Below are 20,485 nucleotides of genomic sequence, written 5' to 3' on the forward strand. Positions count from 1 at the left end.
TACCCTATTATTATCATGTTGATTCTTTATTAGGTCAATAATATTTTGTGAAAAAAATCACAATAATATTGTTTATTCGAAATTTGTTCACAATTTAATCAACTTTGCAATTATTTCTTTATTATTTCCAAAAGTACCACTTTAAAATATACAAATAATATACAAGACTTTTCTGAAAATACAGTAAATAAGCATTGTTAAAGACAGAAAAAACAGATAAATATCGTATAATATCAACATGGAATAATTTGTCGAAGAATTCATGTTATATTTTCTTACAAATGTATAGACTTTATATTTATTCAATCATAAAATAGAAGATGGAAACTAAAAAGGGAGTGAAGAGCTCATGACTTCAGCATATCGCATTTCGATGCTTGTAAACGATCAGCCGGGAGTTCTGGCTCGTATATCCAGCTTATTTGGAACGCATCATGTAAATATTGAAGATATAAAAACCAAAAATTATAAAAGAGAAGCAACAACAAGAATACAAATTTCTAGCTCTGCAGAAGAGAAGCAAGTACAAACTCTTTTAATAGGATTACAAGGATTAATGGATGTAGTGGAAGTAGATGCAGATGCCATCCATAAATCAGCTTTTCAACAAAAGCTGATTCAAAGTACGGACACGATTCAGGTACTAAGAGAGCAAAAAACTTTAAGCAAAAAAATATCTTACTGGCTCGTAGCCTGCAGTTTGTTTTTAACCTTATTTGGAACGAACATACCAGCTTCTCTTTATTCACTTTATCGTGCGGAATGGGGACTTACGTCTGGGATGATTACCCTTGTGTTTGCCATTTACGCTTTTACTGTTATCCCTGCAATTGTCATTGCCGGACAATTATCTGATCAGATTGGGAAAAAGAAAGTGTTAATCCCAGGAATTTTCTTCTCGCTGATAGGAACCTTTTGTTTTACCATTGCAAATGGTTTGGGAATGCTTCTTCTCGGTCGATTATTCCAAGGTTTGTCTGTTGGTATTTTAAATGGAGTAGCAGTGGCTGCTTTAACCGAACTTGATGAGAAGAAAAATACGAAAAAGACTGCTTTAATATGTGCCCTTGCCGTCACACTCGGCAATGCATTTGGGCCAATTCTCTCCGGATTACTAGGGGATTTTGCTCCAATCCCATTAAGATTATCTTACTATGTGCATTTATTATTTATTATTCCGTGTTTTATCCTACTGTTTTTCCTAAATGAAAATATTAGACCAGGTTTGAAGCCTGTTCAATTAAAGAAGCCATTTGTACCAAAAGAAATCATGAAGCCTTTCCTGTTAGCTTCCCTTACTTCTTTTGTTGCATGGTCGATTATAAGTATGTTTATGTCTTTAATCCCTTCTAATCTGTCTAGTTTTACAACAGTTACTAGTTTAACGATATCAGGAATTGTAGTAGCACTCGGATTAATTGCTGCAGCATTAAATCAAATTTTACTAAAACAACTATCATTAATGAAATTGATTACAATCGGTTATGCCTTTCTTGCAGTGGGACTTGTGCTTCTAGTAATAACAATCTATACACAATCCCTAACATTATTGCTGATTTCAGCCGTACTTATAGGGGGAGGGAATGGACCCGCATATGCTGGAAGCTTAGCACTAGTAAATGAAGTTGCTCCAAGTAAAACAAAAGGAAATATTGTCTCAACTTTCTTTGTTATTACTTATCTTGGCGTGAGTCTTCCAGTAATCGGTCTTGGGTATTTATCACAGGCGTTTGGAGTTGCTGGGGCAGTTACCACATATGTACTAATTATGGGAACTCTCATATTGCTTATTTCCGGATTTGCTTGGAAAGAAAGAAAAACCATTTTTACAAAATAAAGATTGTCCAAAGATCAGTATTCCTTTTTGAAAGGAAGGCTGATCTTTTTTTGGTGAAGGAAAGTAAAAGAAATGTAAAAAATCAAAAAAAGTAATAATAAATATTAGACAGTTGAATACAATGATGATGTAGTATTTTAAAAAAGAAGTCTTTGGGAAGGGAATCTGCTTAGATATTTCCATAGTTATCAAATTGGAAGGCCCCATAGACAGAGACGATCTAGGAGGCTAAAGTGAATATTTATAAAAAGACAGTAGATTCCCTGAACCAATGAAAAAATGAATAGATAATGTGATAGATAAAAAAACAAAAAAAATGTCGAAAAGAGGTTGCTTTTTTTACACTATGGCTATATAATAAAAAACGTGTTAAAAATAAGTAAAAAAAATGAATAAATGCGGGTGTAGTTTAATGGTAAAACCTCAGCCTTCCAAGCTGATGTCGTGGGTTCGATTCCCATCACCCGCTCCATACATAAGCTCACAACGCAGTGTTTCGTTTCACTAAGAACGAAGTATTGCGTTTTTTATATTTTACGAGAGAACAAAAAAAATAAACCTAGTGAGGAGAGTATCTAACTTTAGAAACTCTCCTCATTAGGTTTATTCTACAATGGAAAACGAAGCTTCTCCTCCATGAACTTGCACAAACATGTTAAGTAAGGATTCTACCATTTGTTCTGCCTTTTCTCTTTCAATGGATGGGGAAAGATAGACAATTTGAATGGCATTTTTCGTAGATGATTGGACAGGGGCTCTGTCTGAATCGACAAAAGGGCTGCCAAATGGACCTAGTTCATCCTCTGATACAATTAAATTTTCGATTGAATTCATTCTTCCGTTAAGCCCAGCATATTGTTCACCATCTTTTCCAATCCGGATGTTTATAGTACCTTGAAGATTGGCACAATCATAAATACCGATAGGAACAGCATATTGAAGGGAAAAGAAGTTGTTAATATCAATACTGCTATTAATTGGCTGCAAGTAATTTTGTTTTTTGATTCGTCTAAGAAGACTTTCTGCCGAATGACGATAGCGATTTGGATCTTTGCCTGTTTTTTTGAAGATTTGTCTCCATTCCTTTACAGAAGGAATATCGATAATATTACTATCTTCCAAATCAAAAAAAATAGACTCTTGAAAAAGTCGCATGCGTCCCTTAATCATTTGGGGCGTGTCCATTACTTCCATCCCTTGATAGTAAATAAAGCCAATCTTAAAATTAGGAATTAATTGTTTAATCTGTTCTGATATAGAAATATCCAATATATACACCTCCACTATAGTTGTTGTCTATGTTATCCTATATTTTAGCGTAATCTATATAAAAAACCAATGAAAAGAAGGGAGGGAGACATTTATGGATTATCATGCATTAAAGGAAGATATTATAGAATATAGTAAAACAATTGGGATTGATAAAATTGGCTTTACAAGTGCTAGCACCTTTGAAGAAATGAAAGTACGCTTAATAACACAGCAAAAATTAAACTATCAATCTGGGTTTGAAGAGAAGGATATTGAGAAGCGGGTAAACCCCTCCCTTCTATTAGACAAGCCGAAATCGATTATTTCTATCGCTCTTGCTTATCCGTCTAAAATGAAGGAAAGAGTTGTTAGTAAAAAAGGAGAGCGCAGAGGTATTTTTTGTCGTGCTTCCTGGGGAACGGATTATCATACTGTTTTAAAAGATCGCTTGAAGAAGCTTGAGGATTATATACAAGAAAGAATTCCAGATGCGTTATGTAAATCAATGGTAGATACTGGTGAGTTAGTAGATCGTGCTGTTGCACAACGAGCAGGGATTGGCTGGTCTGGGAAAAACTGTGCCATAATTACGCCGGAGTTCGGTTCATATGTGTATTTAGGTGAAATGATTACAAATCTTCCATTAGAGCCAGATACACCAATGGAAGATCAATGTGGTACATGTAATAAATGCATTGATGTTTGTCCAACAGGTGCCCTTATTCAAGGCGGGCAGTTAAATGCGCAAAGATGCATTGCTTTTCAAACACAGACAAAGGGGTTTCTCGCAGAAGAATTTAGAGAAAAGCTCGGTAACCGAATTTATGGTTGTGATACATGCCAAACTGTTTGTCCGAAAAATAAAGGAATGGATTTTCACAATCATCCAGAAATGGAGCCAGATCCAGAAATCGCAAAACCATTGCTTCAGCCCCTCCTTTTTATTAGTAATAAGGAATTTAAAGAAAAATATGGTCATGTTTCTGGTTCCTGGCGTGGAAAGAAACCAATTCAGCGTAATGCCATCATTGCACTAGCTCATTTTAAAGAAGAAGGAGCAATTGGTGATTTAATTACGGTGATGAAAAAAGACCCAAGACCAGTCATTAGAGGAACGGCTGCTTGGGCATTAGGAAAAATTGGTGGCGGTGAGTCAATGACTGCCCTACAAACAGCAAATCAACAAGAAGAAGATCAAGAAGTATTACAAGAAATTGAAGATGCGTTACAACGATTATCGCATTCGTTATAAGATTGTGGTGGATGAACGCCACTTTTATGTGTGGGAAGAGGGAAAGTGGTTTTCATCAGGTGGATGAACGTCTTTCGATCAGTATATAAAAACGGTTGTCTTCTAAATTATACAGATATAATAAAAACGAGACAAAAAGAAGGAATCCATCTCCTTCTTTTTTTTGTACAGTTCTCCTTCCTTTAAACATATTTATTAAGGAAGGGAGTAGATACAATGAAACAACAACTAATGGAGCTTATCGAAAAAAGAATGCAGCAGTGCGTGGCGAAAGAAAGAACAAGTATAGAAGACGAAAAATTTGCGCGGAAAAGAGATTGTTTCCATAGAAGGAATGCTGAAATTGTACATGTGAAGGCAAAGGGGAAAGTGGAAGATATTCAGAAAAAGGCGGATGAGACTGAGGAATTGGTTTATACCGTTCATCTTCAATATTTCATTAAGCAAGGAGAACTATTTTTCGTAGAAGAAGAAGTGGAAAATAGAAAGGGGATTTTCTATAAAGGGGTATTAATTGAAGATAAAGAGATTGCTCCTGTCTATCCGGATTATCGAGAAAATCCTTTGTCTGAAGAATTTGGGAACAATACAGAAGGGTGGAGCCGATATTCATATGATCGGTTAAAAGCGGTTCAATATGCGGAAAAATGGTGGAATAGCTATAATCCGAAATATCATCAATTCGAAGTAGATTGCACCAATTATATTTCTCAATGTGTCCATGAAGGGGGTGCTCCGATGCGAGGTTATCCTAATCGCAATAAGGGCTGGTGGATGCAAAACAATAATTGGAGCTATAGTTGGTCAGTGGCCAATGCCTTTCCAAGGTATTTAGAAACCTCTACAACGGGTTTACGTGCCAAACAAGTAAATAATGCTATCGAGCTAAAACTTGGGGATGTCATTTGCTATGATTTCGAAGGTGATGGGAAATATAATCATACGACGATTGTTACAGGGAAGGATGCGAATGGAGAACCGTTAGTAAATGCTCATACGTATAATAGTCGAATGCGCTACTGGAAATACGAAGATTCAACTGCTTATACTCCAAATATTAAATATAAATTTTTTACGATTATAGATGGCTAAAAAACAGGGAATGTCCCTTTCGCATTTCATTTAGAGTAAGTGTATAATGGAACGGAAAGTAATAGTTAGAGGTGACAAACTTGGCAATACATATCGTCTTATACCAACCACAAATACCTTCCAATACTGGCAATATAGCTAGAACCTGTGCAGGAACAGACACTATTTTGCATCTAATTCGTCCGTTTGGATTCTCCACTGATGATAAAGCGTTAAAGCGAGCGGGGCTAGATTATTGGGAATTTGTAGAGATCCATTATTATGACTCTTTAGATGAATTTTATGAAAAAAATGAAGGCGGAGCATTTTACTATATTACGAAGTCTGGGGAAACCCCTTATGCCTCCTTCGATTACAGTGATAGGAATAAAGAGCATTACTTTGTATTTGGAAGTGAGACTACAGGTCTTCCTCCAGAGGTTATCCAGCATAATGTAGATAGAACTGTACGAATTCCAATGACAGATAATATTCGTGCATTTAACCTTTCGAATACTGCGGCGGTTCTCATTTATGAAGCGTTAAGGCAACAAAATTTTGGGCATTTAAAAAAATAGTACAGAAACAATATCGGAGTGTAAATCGTAATAGATTTATACTCTTTTTACTATAATTGGAATAAAGGAGAATGAACATAACATGGCATTCACCGTATCAAAAGATCTCATCTATTTATTAAGTTTTTTTCTCCTGCTTTTTGGAACAGAAGGATATTTGAGAAAAAAGCTAAAACTATTAAATAAAATGGAAAAAAGGTTCATCCGCTACAAAAATGGTTAGATTTTACGGTGATACCCAGTGCTATCCTATTATTGTTTGTATTTGATGGTCCAATAGTAAGTAGGTATATATTAATTTGTCATAGCTTTCTTCAATCCTTTATGGAGTGGAGGGGTAATAAAAAGTCAAAAGAAGCTATTATCTATTTAGCAAATGGGCTAATTCTTTTTATCATGACTATTATTGGTATATTATTAGGCTATAGTCATTATCAGTAATGGTTGGAGACAATAAGAAAAATAAGGAGAGAATTCCATGAATCAAACAATCGAAACGATACTCAATCATCGCTCTGTAAGAAAATTTACAGATAAGGAGTTAACGCAAGAACAAATTCGTCTTCTTGTGGAATCTGCCCAAAGTGCTTCTACTTCTAGCTTTGTTCAAGCATATAGTATTATTGGCGTAAAGGATAAGGAAAAAAAGAAAAAACTAGCAGAATTAGCAGGGAATCAGCAATATGTGGAAAACAATGGACATCTGTTTGTTTTCTGTGCAGATTTATATCGGCACACTGTTGCTTCAGAAATGGAAGGGAAAAAGGAATCAGCACAGGATTCTATTGAGAGCACCGAAAAATTTATGGTTAGTCTGATTGATGTAGCTTTAGCATCGCAAAACATGGCAATTGCTGCTGAGTCATTAGGACTTGGTATTTGTTACATAGGCGGAATTCGCAATAATTTAGTTGGTGTGAGTCAATTATTAAAAACTCCAGATTATGTTTTACCAGTGTTTGCTTTAGTCGTAGGTTATCCAGACCAACAAACAGAGAAAAAACCACGAGCTCCTTTTCAGCATATATATCACGAAAATGAATATGAGCAAGATGTAGAAAAATATAAACAAGAGCTACAGGAATATAATAACGAAATCACTGCTTATTATCAGGAAAGAACAAATGGGAAGAGAACAGATACATGGACAGCTCAGATGGCTGCAAATTTTGAGCAAAAATCACGTATGTATATGAAAGAGTTTGTTCACGTAAAGAAACTTGATTTGAAATAATGAAAGACAGATTAAGTAATATATTTAAAAAAACAGTATCTAAGTGAAATAGATGCTGTTTTTTTATGCAAATAAAAAAGAAAATATTTCCTATTAAATAATAATTGTTATTCTATAGCGGTTCTCCGTGTTAAAGATACAGTTTTCCCTTTATGGTTTAGGGTCTTTTAAAAAACTATTCTTTCTTTTAAGCATGTTCGCATTCGCTGGTGCATAGATTATATTAATCGTCTCTGATAATGTGACAGGGGAGGTCCATATGAATATATTAAAGAAAATCGAGATGTATAGACAAGAAGAAGAGTTGTTGAAGTGGGAAGGGACTTTTGGAGAGTACTTAGAAATCTTGAAGGAAAAGCCATGGGTAGGTCAGTCCGCGCATTCTAGAGTATATAACATGATTAAAGATGCTGGCATTGATGAAGTAAATGGGAAAAAGCAATACAAATTTTTCTCTGATCAGCTCTTTGGATTAGAAGAGCCATTAGAAAAGCTAGTAGAGGAATATTTCCATCCAGCTGCCAAACGTTTAGATGTAAGAAAACGTATTTTATTATTAATGGGTCCAGTTAGCGGTGGTAAATCCACTTTGGTAACGATGCTGAAAAGAGGATTAGAAGCATATACCTACACAGACCGTGGAGCTGTATATGCGATCAAAGGTTGCCCAATGCATGAGGATCCGCTTCATATGATTCCACATAGTCTAAGAAACGATTTCTTTGATGAATATGGGATTCGTATTGAAGGCAATTTATCTCCACTTAATATGTTGAGACTGCAAGAAGAATATAATGGAAGAATTGAAGATGTGATGGTGGAAAGAGTATTTTTCTCAGAAGATAAACGAACTGGGATTGGAACCTTTAGTCCATCTGATCCGAAATCACAGGATATTGCAGATTTAACAGGAAGCATTGATTTCTCTACCATTGCGGAATATGGATCAGAGTCTGATCCACGTGCCTATCGTTTTGATGGAGAGCTAAATAAAGCGAACCGAGGCATGATGGAGTTTCAAGAAATGCTAAAATGTGATGAGAAGTTCTTATGGCATTTATTATCATTAACACAAGAAGGAAACTTTAAGGCAGGTCGATTTGCTCTTATCTCTGCAGATGAGTTAATTGTCGCTCATACGAATGAAACAGAGTATCGCTCCTTTATTTCCAATAAAAAGAACGAAGCATTGCATTCCCGTATTATTGTTATGCCTGTTCCATATAATTTAAAAGCGTCAGAAGAGGAAAGAATCTATGAAAAAATGATACGAGAAAGCGATGTAGCGAATGTGCATATTGCGCCACACACGTTGAAAATTGCCGCTATTTTTACCATTCTAACTAGATTGAAAGAACCGAAAAAAGGGGATATTGATTTAGTAAAGAAAATGCGCTTATACGATGGTGAGAATGTGGAAGGCTTCGGTTCAGCTGACCTAAAAGAATTACAAAACGAATATGGCGATGAAGGAATGAGTGGTATTGATCCGCGTTATGTAATCAACCGGATATCCTCTACGATTATTCGCAAGGATGTAACAAGTATCAACGCACTTGATGTGCTTTTATCTATAAAAGAAGGATTGGATCAGCATTCTTCTATTACGAATGAATTAAAAGAAAAATACTTAAATTGCATTTCCTTAGCGCGTAAAGAATACGATGAAATTGCCAAAAAAGAAGTACAAAAGGCATTTGTTTATTCTTATGAAGAGTCTGCTAAAACGTTAATGGATAATTATTTAGACAATGTAGAAGCGTACTGCAATAAAAACAAGCTGCGTGATCCATTAACTGGTGATGCGATTAATCCAGATGAAAAACTAATGCGTTCTATTGAAGAACAAATTGGTATTTCAGAAAATGCGAAGAAGTCATTCCGTGAAGAAATTTTAATTCGTATTTCTGCATATGCAAGAAAAGGAAAACGATTTGATTATAACTCTCACGATCGCTTACGTGAAGCAATCCAGAAGAAGTTATTTGCAGATTTAAAAGATGTTGTTAAAATCACTACTTCAACGAAAACTCCAGATGAGCAGCAATTGAAGAAAGTCAATGAGGTGGTTGCACGTTTAATTGATGAACATGGCTATAATTCCACATCTGCCAACGAGTTATTACGTTATGTAGGCAGCTTATTGAATCGTTAAATAAATTGGTCAAAGGGAGGAACAGGCTAAATGGCGTCTGTTCCTCTTTTGCCTAATAGGAAAGTTTGGGGAGAATAATGTGCCATGAAATAGGAACACATGAAACGACGCTATTTCTAAAAAAAGTAAAATTATCGAAATTATTAGTAAATTATTTCGTCCATCTGCATATGATAGAGTAACCACTTTATTAAGATATAGTGATACCCAAATTAGTGTATGCGAAAATCAGTTGATTCGTGCAAAAAAAGTATAAAAAATTTTTAGGAGGGGTAAGATGACGGAAAAACCAAATAAACATCAGTTTGTAATATCCCAAGAAAATTGGTCCCTCCATCGCAAAGGCCATGATGATCAGCAACGTCATCAGGAAAAAGTGCAGGAGGCCATTAAAAATAACCTACCTGATTTAATTACAGAAGAAAACATCGTCATGTCAAATGGTAGAGAAGTTGTGAAAATTCCGATTCGTTCGTTGGACGAATACAAAATTCGATATAATTATGACAAAAACAAACATGTAGGGCAAGGAAATGGAGATAGTCAGGTTGGCGATGTGGTCGCACGCGATGGATCTGGAAATCAAAAGGGCCCAGGAAAAGGGCAAGGAGCAGGAGATCAGGCAGGAGAAGATTACTTTGAGGCAGAAGTATCTTTAATGGAATTAGAGGAAGCCTTATTCAAGCAATTAGAATTGCCGAATTTAAAACGAAAAGAGCAAGATCAAATTGTCGTGGAGAATATTGAATTTAATGATATTAGAAAAGTAGGATTAATGGGTAATATTGATAAGAAAAAAACAATGATATCTGCATTTAAGCGTAACGCGATGTCTGGAGCACCAGCCTTTCACCCCATTTATCCAGAGGATTTAAAATTTAAAACCTGGAATGATGTGCAAAAGCCAGAATCAAAGGCAGTCGTTCTTGCGATGATGGATACAAGCGGTTCGATGGGCTTATGGGAAAAGTATATGGCTAGAAGCTTTTTCTTCTGGATGACAAGATTTCTTCGTACCAAATATGAAACAGTAGAAATTGAATTCATTGCCCATCATACAGAAGCAAAAGTCGTTTCGGAAGAGGATTTCTTTTCAAAAGGAGAAAGTGGAGGCACCATTTGTTCCTCTGTATATAGAAAGGCATTAGAGTTGATTGATGATAAATACGATCCAGGTCGATTCAATATTTATCCATTTCATTTCTCAGATGGAGACAATTTAACGTCAGATAATGCTAGATGTTTAAAATTAGTAGAAGAGCTGATGGAAGTTTCCAATATGTTTGGATATGGGGAAGTCAATCAATACAACCGGCACAGTACGCTTATGTCCGCTTACAAAAACATTCAAGATGAAAAGTTCCGTTACTACTTATTAAGACAAAAAGCAGATGTATTTAATGCGATGACAAGTTTCTTCCGAAAAGAGGAAGAAGGACAGATGTATGCATAAAGAAAATGTAGCACAACTCATTATATGGGTTGTGTTTTTTGTGGGAAGGGACAAGTAGTATTCTCTGTCCCTGTTAAATAAGGGTAAATAAACAAAATCTAAATTTACCACCTTTTAAAACTTAGTGTGCCATATTCTTATGTAACTAATACAGATAATCAATAGCAAGGAATAAACTGCTTAAGGAAGCACATATTAATGCAGAGGCGGTTATTTAATGGAGAAAAATAAAATGGAGAAGCGATTTTTAAAGGGATTATTAATCCTAAATTTACTGATCCTGCTGCCAATTTTATATAGAAAACCCCCTATTAGGGATTGGATTATTGTTTTTGTGTATAATGGTATTACAAATGGGATAGTTGATATGATCTTAACATCTCATAAAGTAATTAGATATCCAGTTCGTTTTCTGCCCAAGAAATTTAGAATACATATATTATTTGACTTCTTAATTTATCCTACATTTACCGTTTTCTACAACCAATTAACGAAGAGAGATAAACCTTTTGCTGTTTTCTATAAATTGATTTTATTTACCATTCCCTTTTATTTTATTGAATTATGGGCTGAAAGAAAAACAAAGCTAATTGAATGGAAAAAAGGGTGGAGATGGTACTATAGCTTTTTAAGTATTATCCTGAAATCCTTATTAACTAGATTAGTTATAGAGACTCTAAGGAAACTGAATTTTTTAACTAAATAATTCAGTTTCCTTCTTAATATGTTTATGAACCTAATCACAGGGGGAAAATGGTGATGTATATTCATTCTTTCTGCCCTAATTTAAAAGAATACATAGTTATTTCCTTTTTTTTATTGTAAAATAGCGAAGTAGAATAGTGTAACACAGATTGTTTCATTCATAAATAGTAAATACTTATTGACGTGAATAGGATAGAATGTTGATCCAAGAAAGGAAAGCAAATGACGAAAATCGTAAATATCATTCTTTTACTTAATGTTATCGGAATAGTTCTATATGCAGCTGGAATCCTTAATACGGATATTTTCAGGGTGGAGTTTTTATCCTCTGGTGTTATTATGCTTCTTTTTGGTCTAAGAGATGTTGTTGTTAGAGGTGCGAAAAGAAAAAGACGATAGTGGATATGTAACTCTTCTTAAAAACGGTAGAAAGGGGAGCGAAAGATGAAGCCTATTTATCGATGGATCTATATATTTTTAGGGACACTCTTTTTAGTTTTAGGGATTATTGGCGTGTTTTTACCTTTGTTGCCAACTACCCCTTTTTTATTATTAACCTCCTTTTTTTACACAAGAGGTTCTGAGCGTATCAATAAATGGTTTCGTTCGACAACTTTCTATCATGAGTATGTCAAAGGATTTCGCAAAGGAGAGTTAACGAAAAAGCAAAAGATAAAAATCATCATTACTTGTTATATTTGCTTAGCCATTAGTGCTGTCCTTGTTGATCATCCATTTACTAGGATTATCTTGGGATGTATTGCGGTTGCCCAAGCAATATCGATGTTTATTATAAAGACAAAAAGAGAGAATCCAGAAATCACCATAAAAAAATAAGCATAACCCAGTGGATAGACCTTTTTGGTAGATCCTTTTTTTTCTTTTTAAAATGTGCTTTTTAGTAGTAAAAAAATGATTAGAGAGGAGGTGGTCTAATGCCAAATATATGGGATCCAGAATATACGATAACAAGGGAACTAGCTTCTCATTTAATTGAGACTCAGTTTTCAATTAGTGTTCATTCTATTATAGAAATAGGAGAGGGATTTGATAATACTATATTTCTCGTCAATAATCGTTATACGTTTCGATTTCCAAGAAGAGAAATTGCGGTTAAGCTATTACGAAGTGAATGGGCATTGTTACGAATAATTGCTGGTAAACTACCACTTCCAATTCCAAAGCCGATTTATTTAGGTACAGAAACTCAGGATTTCTCACTAGTTTTCATAGGGTATGAGCATTTACCAGGAAATACTCCACAAGATGTAACGAATGAAGAAAGAATGCAAATGGTAAAACCATTAGCACTTTTCTTAAAAAAATTACATTCTTTTTCAACAGAGCAATTCAAGAATGTCCCATATGATGAGTTCGATCGACTTCATATCGATAAAAGAAAATCCCACTTAATCGATTCAATGAAGAAGTTGCAGATACATGAAAATATACCTTTATTCCAATTAGCTGAGGACTATGCAAAAAATATAACACATATAGCCGTTCCGACTGTTCATGTCCTTACACACGGTGATCTGCATATTCGTAATATGCTTGTTAATGAAGATAAAGAACTTGTGGGAATTATTGATTGGGGAGATACACATATTGGTCATCCTGCTGTTGATCTATCGATTGCTTACAGTCTGTTTCCTATTGAAGGTAGAAAGCAATTTTTCTCTATTTATGGGGAAGTTGATGAGGATATGTTAAAACTCGCTCAATTTAAAGCAATATTTACGATAATTTCCTTGCTTGCTTACAGTATAGACAAGAAGGATAAGAGCCTTTATCAAGAAGGGAAAATCAGTTTAGCTCTGGCTTTGTCATGAGAATGGATCGTTATGGATTTATTGGATGAGAAAACATGAGTAGCTGAATATAAAATAACCGGACGGTCCATAATTGTTTACGCCCGGTTATTATTATTAATTACTTAAATCCCAGCACTGGATGGGGAATATATGGCTCTTCTAAGTTAGCAATCTCTTCTTGTGTCAATTTTAATGAAAGAGCAGCAACTGCATCTTCAAGATGGTGGAGCTTAGTTGCGCCAATAATAGGTGCAGTAACAGTCTCCTTTTGTAATACCCAAGCTAGTGCAACTTGCGCGCGAGGTACGCCGCGTTTTTCTGCTATTGCTTTTACTCGTTCTACTACTTGACGGTCCGCTTCTTCAGTGTGGGAGTATAACGTTTTTCCGAATTCATCGGTTTCTTTACGAGTGCTTGTTTCTTCCCAATCTCTAGTTAAACGGCCGCGTGCCATTGGACTCCAAGGAATGACCCCAATCCCTTCTTCTTTACAAAGGGGCAACATTTCTCGTTCTTCCTCGCGATAGAGCAGGTTTAAGTAATTTTGCATCGATACGAAACGAGTCCATCCATTCTTTTCCGCTATATGATTTGCTTTTAAAAATTGCCATGCATACATAGAGGAAGCACCAATATAGCGGGCCTTCCCAGCTTTGACTACATCATGCAATGCTTCCATTGTTTCTTCAATTGGAGTTTCATAATCCCATCTATGTATTTGATAGAGATCGACATAATCGGTACCAAGCCTTTTTAAACTATTGTCGATCTCACTCATAATTGCTTTTCGGGAAAGGCCAGCACCATTAGCGCCTTGACGCATTCTGCCATGTACCTTTGTAGCAAGAACGACATCATCACGATTCGTAAAATCACGCAATGCACGTCCAACAATTTCTTCACTTGACCCATCAGAGTAGACGTTTGCAGTATCAAAAAAATTAATGCCAAGCTCCAATGCTTTTTTGATAAATGGACGACTTTCGTTTTCTGTTAATGTCCAAGCATGACCACCACGATTGGGTTCTCCATAACTCATACAACCAAGACAAAGACGGGAGACTTCTAAACCAGTAGAACCTAATTTAATATAATCCATTTACTACTCCTCCTTTTGGTTTTATTATAAAGAGTGGTTATTAATTAAGCGAGGGATATGGATTATATCTGTAAAGATTTACCTAATTGGAAGAGCAAATATTATTGTTCATTTTTAGAAAAGTAAATATTTGGTAATGTTAAGTAGAGTGAAAAGTGATTAGATAATATGGAAAACATTTGTTTTGCCAAATTTAAACTTACTATGTGGTTTAATAATGAATAGTACTATTGAATAGAAGGTTAAGGATGTGAATGAATGATAGAGTTTTTTGCTATTTTTGGATTTTATTTATTACCAGTTTATTGCATTATTTTCTGTTTAAATCTTGTTTCACTACTAAAGAAAATACAGGAGGAAGATAATATAACCAAAAATACAATATGGTTTACCGCTTCTTTTGTATTCATCATAATGACCATTGCCTCACTGATTGCACTTTAATAAAATTATTGGATGGAAACAATGGTGGAAAAAATCAATACTACTGATAAGGCTTTCAGCCGTTTGTTTAAAGAGAAAGTCATCTGAGGAGAGCTGGGGTTCGATTTAAGAGCTAACGCTTATTTTACTAGTTCTTTGCTTGGGTAGCTTTAAAGGTAGTTTAGTAGAAAATTAGCAGAAAAAAAGAGTTGAAATATTTGACAAAAAAATCAATTTGTGCTATAATTCACAATAATAAATATTGCTGATATAATAAGATTCTCCTGGCCAGGGGAATCTTTTTTTTATTGGAGTGGTAACAATGAAGAATGATGAATTCAGTTTAACTTCTTTAGTTTCTGCATTTAGTCGAGCATATCATGTGAAAGAGGATAATCCGATTATATTCCATGATTATATAGCACAAGATTTCTTATCATCAGCAGAATATCAATCCATTTCAGAAAATATGTCCAACGGCATTCCTTATTTTAGTGCAGAAATGGCTGAAAAATTAAAAGGGAATCATGAAGCAATATTAAAGTGGGTAACACAAATTCAACTAGCACCAACACCACTTGCGAGAGCTGCATACGCAGAAAATGTTGTATTGAACGAATGCCAACTTGGGGTTGAGCAATACGTCATTCTGGGTGCAGGTTTAGATACTTTTGCTTGGCGTTACGATTCATTACCAAATGTTACTGTATATGAAATTGACCACCAATCAACTCAAAATTTTAAAAAAGAGCGCTTAGATCAAGCAGGCTATGAAATACCTTCCCGTTTAAAATTTGTAGCGATGGACTTCACGAAGGAGCTTTCGTTAGAAAAACTAGTCGCTGCAGGATTTGACTTTTCTAAGAAAACAGTTTTTAGTTTGCTTGGGGTGTCTTACTATTTAACAAAAGAGATGCTTCAGGAATTGATTCATGCCTTCTTTAAAGACCTTCCAAGAGGGAGCTCTATTATTTTTGATTTTGCCGATAAAAGTTTATTTACGGAACCTGGCATTTTCAATCGTGTACAAAATATGGTGCAGATGGCTCGAGCTGCTGGAGAACCAATGAAATTTGCATCCTCCCTTTCAGAATTAGAAAAATTACTTGCTAATGAACAATTATTAATTTATGAGCATTTATCACCACAAGATATTCAAAATCAGTATTTTTCTAATCGAAATGATAATCTACAAGCATTCGAAACCGTTCACTATGTACATGCAGTGAAGAATTAATATTATTCCTAATTGTTCCAATCCTTACCTGTTAAGATTTATTAAATACAGGTAAGGATTTTTGCATCTAGAGAAATAAATTACTTTATAAAGTTTTCTGAAATTATTAATCTTTTTAATTGAGAATAATTATCATTTGTTGTATAGTAGATAATACAATACTAATAATGGAGCAAGGAGAATATATAATGCAAATATACTGGACGAAAATAAATAAGATTATTGAGGAAACACCTGAGGTAAAAACTTACTTGCTCGACTGTCCAAAAGACTTTACATGGGAGGAAGGGTCCCATACTCATTTTGCACTGAAAGGTTTTAATGCCGGAGACAAACCAAACCGCAGCCTTGTTCGCCATATGTCAATCTCTTCTTTACCGGATGAAGATGCAATTGGTATTACAACGCGTATTAAAGAGCAGTGCTCTGAGTTCAAATCGATTTTAAGAAATCCTGAAGTTGGCAATGAAGTGGCAATATTTAAAACGCATTCAAATATACCGCTTAAAAGAGAAAGCAAAAATGTCTACTTGTTATCATCAGGTGTAGGTCTGGCTACTTTCAGATCACTTGTACTTGAATATCTCAAGCGTGCTGACAACATCAATCAAATTCATTCCTTGAACATCGATTCATCAAAAGCTTTCTTATTCACTGATATTTTTAAATCTGCACCTGAAAAGAACTTCAGCGCTCAGTTCGTCGATAATCGTAAGGACTATTATGAAGAAGTGAAAAATCTTGCTGCAGACAAGGATGGACACTTCTATATTGTTGGAAGTGATGACTTCATTGTACAGAATATTGAAGTACTACGTGAGCAGGGAATAACGCCTGAACAGATTATGCTTGATAAGCGTGAAAATGAACTGTCTAAGTTTTTAATCAATTAAATTTAGAGTTCGCTATCTTTACCATTATTTAAGATTGCGAAAAACATGAACGAAAAAGAGGCTGGGATATCAGCATTTCAACTGAAATAAACATGAACTATTATGCGATTAATTTACAAAAATATTCGTGTTTTTTAGAAAAAGGTTTGAAAACGAAGTGAAATGGAGCGGACGCCTCTCCAAACCAACTTATTATTTGCTTTCAAATAAATAAAACCTCATTTAATCTGGGGAACTAGACTTTTTCAGTGGCCTAAACGTAGTGACGAGGGAGGCTCAGCTTCCTCCCCGGCGCATCGTGCGTCTGTAGCGCAATGAAACGACTTAGTTCCCAGTCCTATTCTATTTAAACCATCCTTTTTCCTTAAATCTGGTGATGGCTTCTATTCGGTTTTTTACTTCAAGTTTGTCTAATATCATACTGATATAGTTTCGCACGGTTCCTGTTTTAATAGATAGTTCTTGAGCGATTTCTTTTGTATTTTTGCCATTCGCAACTAGCATAAGAACCTCTTTTTCCCGTTCGGTAAGGGGATTTTCTTCTTTGTAAACATCATCGACTAATTCTGGAGCGTAAATTCTTCTTCCCTCCATCACACTGCGGATGCTATTTGCTAAATCGTCGCTTGGACTGTCCTTGAGCAAATAAGCTGATACACCAGCTTTTAATGCACGCTGAAAATAACCAGTTCTAGCAAAGGTAGTTAATATAATGACTTTGCATGGGTGGCTCATAAGTTCTTCAGCTGCTTCTAATCCAGTTTTAGCAGGCATCTCTATATCCATTACACAAATATCAGGATTTTTTTCTTTGACTAGCTGAATGGCTTCTTCCCCATTGTTTGCTTTGCCGACAACCGTGATATCCTCTTCTAAATCAAGCAATGATCCCAGTGCACCTAAAAGAAGGCGTTGATCTTCGGCAATAACAATCCGGATCATAATAACTCCTCCCTTTCTATTATTTTTCCATCCCGCGGAACGGCTATTGTTACTATCGTTCCCGCTTTCGAGGTAATCTCTATCGTACCGTTGATAAAATCCAATCTTTCTCTCATGCCTGCTAGTCCGTTACCATTGTGAGCATCTTCTTCCTTAAAAGGAGTGGTTCCATTATCCTTGATTTCCATAATTGTTTCTTTATTATTTTGGTGGATGCTTATAGAGCAAGCTGTTGCATGGCTATGTCGAACAACATTTGTAACAGCTTCTTTTAAGCACATGCTTATAATATTTTCGGCAATGGATGATATTCTTAGATTGGAAGCTATATCGCACGTCAGGTTAATTTCAGCTGCTTCTACTATTTTTTTTACAAGAAGGAGCTCGTCTTTTAATTTTATGCCACGCATTTCAGAGACCATTTTTCGGACTTCGTTTAGCGCTGATCTTGAAGTATGCTGAATATCTTTCAGTTCTAAGCGAGCTTGTTCCGGATCCTTATACACTAGTTTTCTGGCTAAATCACTTTTTAAACCGATCAGGGAAAGCTTTTGGCCAAGTGTATCATGAAGATCTCTGGCAATTCGCTGTCTTTCCTCCAGTTTAACTAAATGAGAAATACGCTTATTCGCATCTTCCAATTGTTCCTGCAGCTGATCTTTCTCTTTACGGTTCTGAATATTCAAGGGCAATAAAATTACGCCAAACCAGATAATCAGCACAAAGGGAAGCTGTTTTATCAGCAAAGGATCACCTAGTATAATTTTGAAGTAAATGGCAAATGTAGTAACTGCCAAGTGGATAAAGTAAAGGATGAAAAAGGGAATCCGTTTTTTTATATTGCCAATAAAATAGGAAAGAAAAAAGGAAAAATATACATAGCTGTATGTATAAATGGCAAAGGTGGATATCCCAATTAATAAGGAAGGCCATAAATAGATTGTCCAGCCTTTTGAAAGATAAGCGATTCTATAAAAAAGAAAAAATAAGATGGTCAGGATGATGCCAGAAATCACATCAACTGCTGAAGAAGCATGGAATATAAAGTAAAATGGCAAAATGGTAAGCAATGTCCAAATATAAGGAGATATGCCGGTGCTTTTTTTTAACACTTCTAATCTTTTTATCATCAGATTCTGACCTCGTTTTATTAACTGTTATTTATCCATTTTAACATAAACAAAGCAGCAATTAATGGTATTAATCCCTTCTAATTGCTGCTCAGATAGTTCATAAAGCAAACGAAATATTTCTGTTTTATTCTTCAGACCCGACTGATGAACTTTCTTTTAGGGCATTTCAGATCTTGCAGATATGGAAAGGGGTTTCTTCTGCTTTTTCCATTCATAATAGCTGATAAACTTTTTGTCTTTTTCGTCCCACAGACGGAATTTTAAAGAGCGAAGACTGCTTGCTAGTGTTATGGTTGGAACATTCTGTAGAGGCTCTGTCTGTTTATGGACCTGTTCTAAGTTGTAATTAGGAACTCTTGGACTTAAATGATGCACATGGTGGTAGCCAATATTGCCAGTCAGCCATTGCATCCATTTTGGAAGATGGTAGAAAGAGCTTCCTTCTACGGCTGCCTTTACATAGTCCCAATTTTTATCTTCCTCAAAGTAAGTGTCTTCAAAAGTATGCTGCACATAAAACAGCCAAACTCCAACTGAACCGGATATTAGAAAGATTGGTAGCTGTACAAGCAAGAAAGAAGACCAGCCAAGCGTACTTCCAAGAAGCACAGCTAACAACACAATCGAAATATTCGTTATATACGTATTTAGTCTTTCCTTCGTTCTAGCCCCTTTACGGTTGAATCGATTTGCTAAAAGAAATTCATAAATAGGTCCTAATATAAACATAATGAACGGATTGCGGTACAAGCGATATTTGATTTTTAGCAACAAAGAGGCATTTTCATACTCTTCTATTGTCATCATCCATAAATCGCCGACTCCTCGTTTATCCAGGTTACTGCTTGTTGCATGATGAATAGAGTGGCTATGCTGCCATTTACTATAAGGGAATAATGTTAAGATTCCCGTAATAGTCCCTAAAATCTTATTTGCTTTACGGTTCTTAAAGAAAGAAAAGTGACAGCAATCATGAAAAATAATAAAAATCCTAACTAAAAATCCTGCTGCTGCTATCGCGATTACAAAGGTTAAAATATAAGAAATACTTAAGCTTTTGTATGCTGCAAACCATAGTATGACAAAGGGCAGAATAGTATTTACGAGCTGCCAGACACTTATCTTTACAGTGGATTTCTCAAAAGGTGCAACAGCAGTTCTCAATTGTTTTAAATTTTTTATATTCATTTTTAGCTTCCCTTCTCTTAATGGATATCTATAGTATAAATATAAGCCAAACATATTGGCAGACATACATGTCATGTTCACTATATGACATTTGTCATATAGTTTTTTTCGCTGAAAAGGTTCTGTTAATAAAGGAAAAACATACTAAATATTTTCTTAGGTGAATAATTTTAATGAAATAATGGTTGCAAATATTTCCATTCTATAATAGAATGTTAAA

General features: G+C 35.2%; 18 protein-coding genes and 1 tRNA gene. 14 read left to right on the forward strand and 5 right to left on the reverse strand.

The features are described from left to right. Positions 1-349 precede the first annotated feature (349 nt). Both ACTNDN_RS14700 and ACTNDN_RS14705 read left to right on the forward strand, forming a co-directional pair. Positions 350-1,837, forward strand: a complete 1,488-nt coding sequence (locus ACTNDN_RS14700) for an MFS transporter (protein WP_031535784.1) — start codon at positions 350-352, stop codon at positions 1,835-1,837. A gap of 398 nt (positions 1,838-2,235) precedes the next feature. Continuing rightward, positions 2,236-2,309 (forward strand) — tRNA-Gly (locus ACTNDN_RS14705). Between the two features lie 131 nt (positions 2,310-2,440). On the opposite strand, the gene ACTNDN_RS14710 is transcribed toward ACTNDN_RS14705, so the two are convergent. Then, entirely contained in the window at positions 2,441-3,106 is a 666-nt protein-coding gene (locus ACTNDN_RS14710) for a B3/B4 domain-containing protein (protein ID WP_031535783.1), read from the reverse strand. A 94-nt stretch (positions 3,107-3,200) separates the two neighbouring features. On the opposite strand from ACTNDN_RS14710, the gene queG reads away from it, so the two are divergent. The 10 genes from queG (at position 3,201) to ACTNDN_RS14760 (ending at position 13,368) form a co-directional block, all read left to right on the forward strand. Continuing rightward, positions 3,201-4,340 (forward strand): tRNA epoxyqueuosine(34) reductase QueG, encoded by a 1,140-nt coding sequence (queG, locus tag ACTNDN_RS14715; protein ID WP_031535780.1) that lies wholly within the window; start codon positions 3,201-3,203, stop codon positions 4,338-4,340. Positions 4,341-4,556: 216 nt separating this feature from the next. Continuing rightward, the gene (locus ACTNDN_RS14720; RefSeq protein ID WP_031535778.1) at positions 4,557-5,432 is read left to right on the forward strand and encodes an amidase domain-containing protein; all 876 of its coding nucleotides are present in this window, start codon (positions 4,557-4,559) and stop codon (positions 5,430-5,432) included. Positions 5,433-5,512: 80 nt separating this feature from the next. After that, the gene (gene trmL, locus ACTNDN_RS14725) at positions 5,513-5,989 is read left to right on the forward strand and encodes a tRNA (uridine(34)/cytosine(34)/5-carboxymethylaminomethyluridine(34)-2'-O)-methyltransferase TrmL (RefSeq protein ID WP_441131357.1); all 477 of its coding nucleotides are present in this window, start codon (positions 5,513-5,515) and stop codon (positions 5,987-5,989) included. A 478-nt stretch (positions 5,990-6,467) separates the two neighbouring features. Beyond that, positions 6,468-7,223, forward strand: coding sequence for an oxygen-insensitive NADPH nitroreductase (nfsA, locus tag ACTNDN_RS14730; protein WP_441131358.1), 756 nt, complete (start codon positions 6,468-6,470; stop codon positions 7,221-7,223). A 259-nt stretch (positions 7,224-7,482) separates the two neighbouring features. Next, positions 7,483-9,378 (forward strand): PrkA family serine protein kinase, encoded by a 1,896-nt coding sequence (locus ACTNDN_RS14735; RefSeq protein WP_441131359.1) that lies wholly within the window; start codon positions 7,483-7,485, stop codon positions 9,376-9,378. A 277-nt stretch (positions 9,379-9,655) separates the two neighbouring features. Beyond that, positions 9,656-10,831: a sporulation protein YhbH gene (gene yhbH, locus ACTNDN_RS14740; protein WP_441131360.1), complete on the forward strand. Its 1,176-nt coding sequence runs from the start codon at positions 9,656-9,658 to the stop codon at positions 10,829-10,831. Positions 10,832-11,048: 217 nt separating this feature from the next. Continuing rightward, positions 11,049-11,537, forward strand: a complete 489-nt coding sequence (locus ACTNDN_RS14745; RefSeq protein ID WP_031535767.1) for a CBO0543 family protein — start codon at positions 11,049-11,051, stop codon at positions 11,535-11,537. A gap of 221 nt (positions 11,538-11,758) precedes the next feature. Further along, a complete protein-coding gene (locus ACTNDN_RS14750; RefSeq protein ID WP_155986735.1) occupies positions 11,759-11,935 on the forward strand; it encodes a hypothetical protein in 177 nt (58 codons plus the stop codon). Between the two features lie 45 nt (positions 11,936-11,980). Next, positions 11,981-12,373 carry a DUF454 family protein gene (locus ACTNDN_RS14755; RefSeq protein WP_031535765.1) on the forward strand — a complete coding sequence of 131 codons (393 nt, stop codon included), beginning with the start codon at positions 11,981-11,983 and terminating at the stop codon, positions 12,371-12,373. 98 nt (positions 12,374-12,471) lie between these two features. Continuing rightward, positions 12,472-13,368 (forward strand): phosphotransferase, encoded by an 897-nt coding sequence (locus ACTNDN_RS14760; RefSeq protein WP_048717335.1) that lies wholly within the window; start codon positions 12,472-12,474, stop codon positions 13,366-13,368. 100 nt (positions 13,369-13,468) lie between these two features. On the opposite strand, the gene ACTNDN_RS14765 is transcribed toward ACTNDN_RS14760, so the two are convergent. Beyond that, entirely contained in the window at positions 13,469-14,449 is a 981-nt protein-coding gene (locus tag ACTNDN_RS14765; RefSeq protein ID WP_441131361.1) for an aldo/keto reductase, read from the reverse strand. Positions 14,450-15,194: 745 nt separating this feature from the next. Between ACTNDN_RS14765 and ACTNDN_RS14770 the strand changes: the two genes are divergently transcribed. Beyond that, positions 15,195-16,109, forward strand: a complete 915-nt coding sequence (locus tag ACTNDN_RS14770) for a class I SAM-dependent methyltransferase (protein ID WP_441131362.1) — start codon at positions 15,195-15,197, stop codon at positions 16,107-16,109. Between the two features lie 188 nt (positions 16,110-16,297). Then, a complete protein-coding gene (locus tag ACTNDN_RS14775; RefSeq protein WP_441131363.1) occupies positions 16,298-17,002 on the forward strand; it encodes an FAD-dependent oxidoreductase in 705 nt (234 codons plus the stop codon). 342 nt (positions 17,003-17,344) lie between these two features. Here the strand turns inward: ACTNDN_RS14775 and ACTNDN_RS14780 are convergent, their stop codons facing one another. The 3 genes from ACTNDN_RS14780 to ACTNDN_RS14790 all read right to left on the reverse strand — a co-directional run bounded on the left by ACTNDN_RS14780 (position 17,345) and on the right by ACTNDN_RS14790 (position 20,265). Next, positions 17,345-17,944: a response regulator gene (locus tag ACTNDN_RS14780; protein ID WP_441131364.1), complete on the reverse strand. Its 600-nt coding sequence runs from the start codon at positions 17,942-17,944 to the stop codon at positions 17,345-17,347. Further along, positions 17,941-19,074 carry a sensor histidine kinase gene (locus tag ACTNDN_RS14785; RefSeq protein ID WP_031535753.1) on the reverse strand — a complete coding sequence of 378 codons (1,134 nt, stop codon included), beginning with the start codon at positions 19,072-19,074 and terminating at the stop codon, positions 17,941-17,943. The genes ACTNDN_RS14780 and ACTNDN_RS14785 overlap by 4 nt, the downstream gene beginning before the upstream one ends. A 159-nt stretch (positions 19,075-19,233) precedes the next feature. Then, on the reverse strand, positions 19,234-20,265 hold the full coding sequence (locus tag ACTNDN_RS14790) for a fatty acid desaturase (RefSeq protein ID WP_441131365.1): 1,032 nt from the start codon (positions 20,263-20,265) through the stop codon (positions 19,234-19,236). Positions 20,266-20,485: the final 220 nt, after the last annotated feature.

The sequence above is a fragment of the Niallia sp. HCP3S3_B10 genome (assembly GCF_052064465.1).
In the GTDB taxonomy this organism is placed as follows: domain Bacteria; phylum Bacillota; class Bacilli; order Bacillales; family Cytobacillaceae; genus Niallia; species Niallia hominis.

Coding starts and splice junctions, on each gene's coding strand:
- ACTNDN_RS14700 (WP_031535784.1), top strand. CDS start 350: ATGACTTCAGCATATCGCATTTCGATGCTTGTAAACGATCAGCCGGGA.
- queG (WP_031535780.1), top strand. CDS start 3,201: ATGGATTATCATGCATTAAAGGAAGATATTATAGAATATAGTAAAACA.
- ACTNDN_RS14720 (WP_031535778.1), top strand. CDS start 4,557: ATGAAACAACAACTAATGGAGCTTATCGAAAAAAGAATGCAGCAGTGC.
- nfsA (WP_441131358.1), top strand. CDS start 6,468: ATGAATCAAACAATCGAAACGATACTCAATCATCGCTCTGTAAGAAAA.
- ACTNDN_RS14735 (WP_441131359.1), top strand. CDS start 7,483: ATGAATATATTAAAGAAAATCGAGATGTATAGACAAGAAGAAGAGTTG.
- yhbH (WP_441131360.1), top strand. CDS start 9,656: ATGACGGAAAAACCAAATAAACATCAGTTTGTAATATCCCAAGAAAAT.
- ACTNDN_RS14745 (WP_031535767.1), top strand. CDS start 11,049: ATGGAGAAAAATAAAATGGAGAAGCGATTTTTAAAGGGATTATTAATC.
- ACTNDN_RS14750 (WP_155986735.1), top strand. CDS start 11,759: ATGACGAAAATCGTAAATATCATTCTTTTACTTAATGTTATCGGAATA.
- ACTNDN_RS14755 (WP_031535765.1), top strand. CDS start 11,981: ATGAAGCCTATTTATCGATGGATCTATATATTTTTAGGGACACTCTTT.
- ACTNDN_RS14760 (WP_048717335.1), top strand. CDS start 12,472: ATGCCAAATATATGGGATCCAGAATATACGATAACAAGGGAACTAGCT.
- ACTNDN_RS14765 (WP_441131361.1), bottom strand. CDS start 14,449: ATGGATTATATTAAATTAGGTTCTACTGGTTTAGAAGTCTCCCGTCTT.
- ACTNDN_RS14770 (WP_441131362.1), top strand. CDS start 15,195: ATGAAGAATGATGAATTCAGTTTAACTTCTTTAGTTTCTGCATTTAGT.
- ACTNDN_RS14775 (WP_441131363.1), top strand. CDS start 16,298: ATGCAAATATACTGGACGAAAATAAATAAGATTATTGAGGAAACACCT.
- ACTNDN_RS14780 (WP_441131364.1), bottom strand. CDS start 17,944: ATGATCCGGATTGTTATTGCCGAAGATCAACGCCTTCTTTTAGGTGCA.
- ACTNDN_RS14785 (WP_031535753.1), bottom strand. CDS start 19,074: ATGATAAAAAGATTAGAAGTGTTAAAAAAAAGCACCGGCATATCTCCT.
- ACTNDN_RS14790 (WP_441131365.1), bottom strand. CDS start 20,265: ATGAATATAAAAAATTTAAAACAATTGAGAACTGCTGTTGCACCTTTT.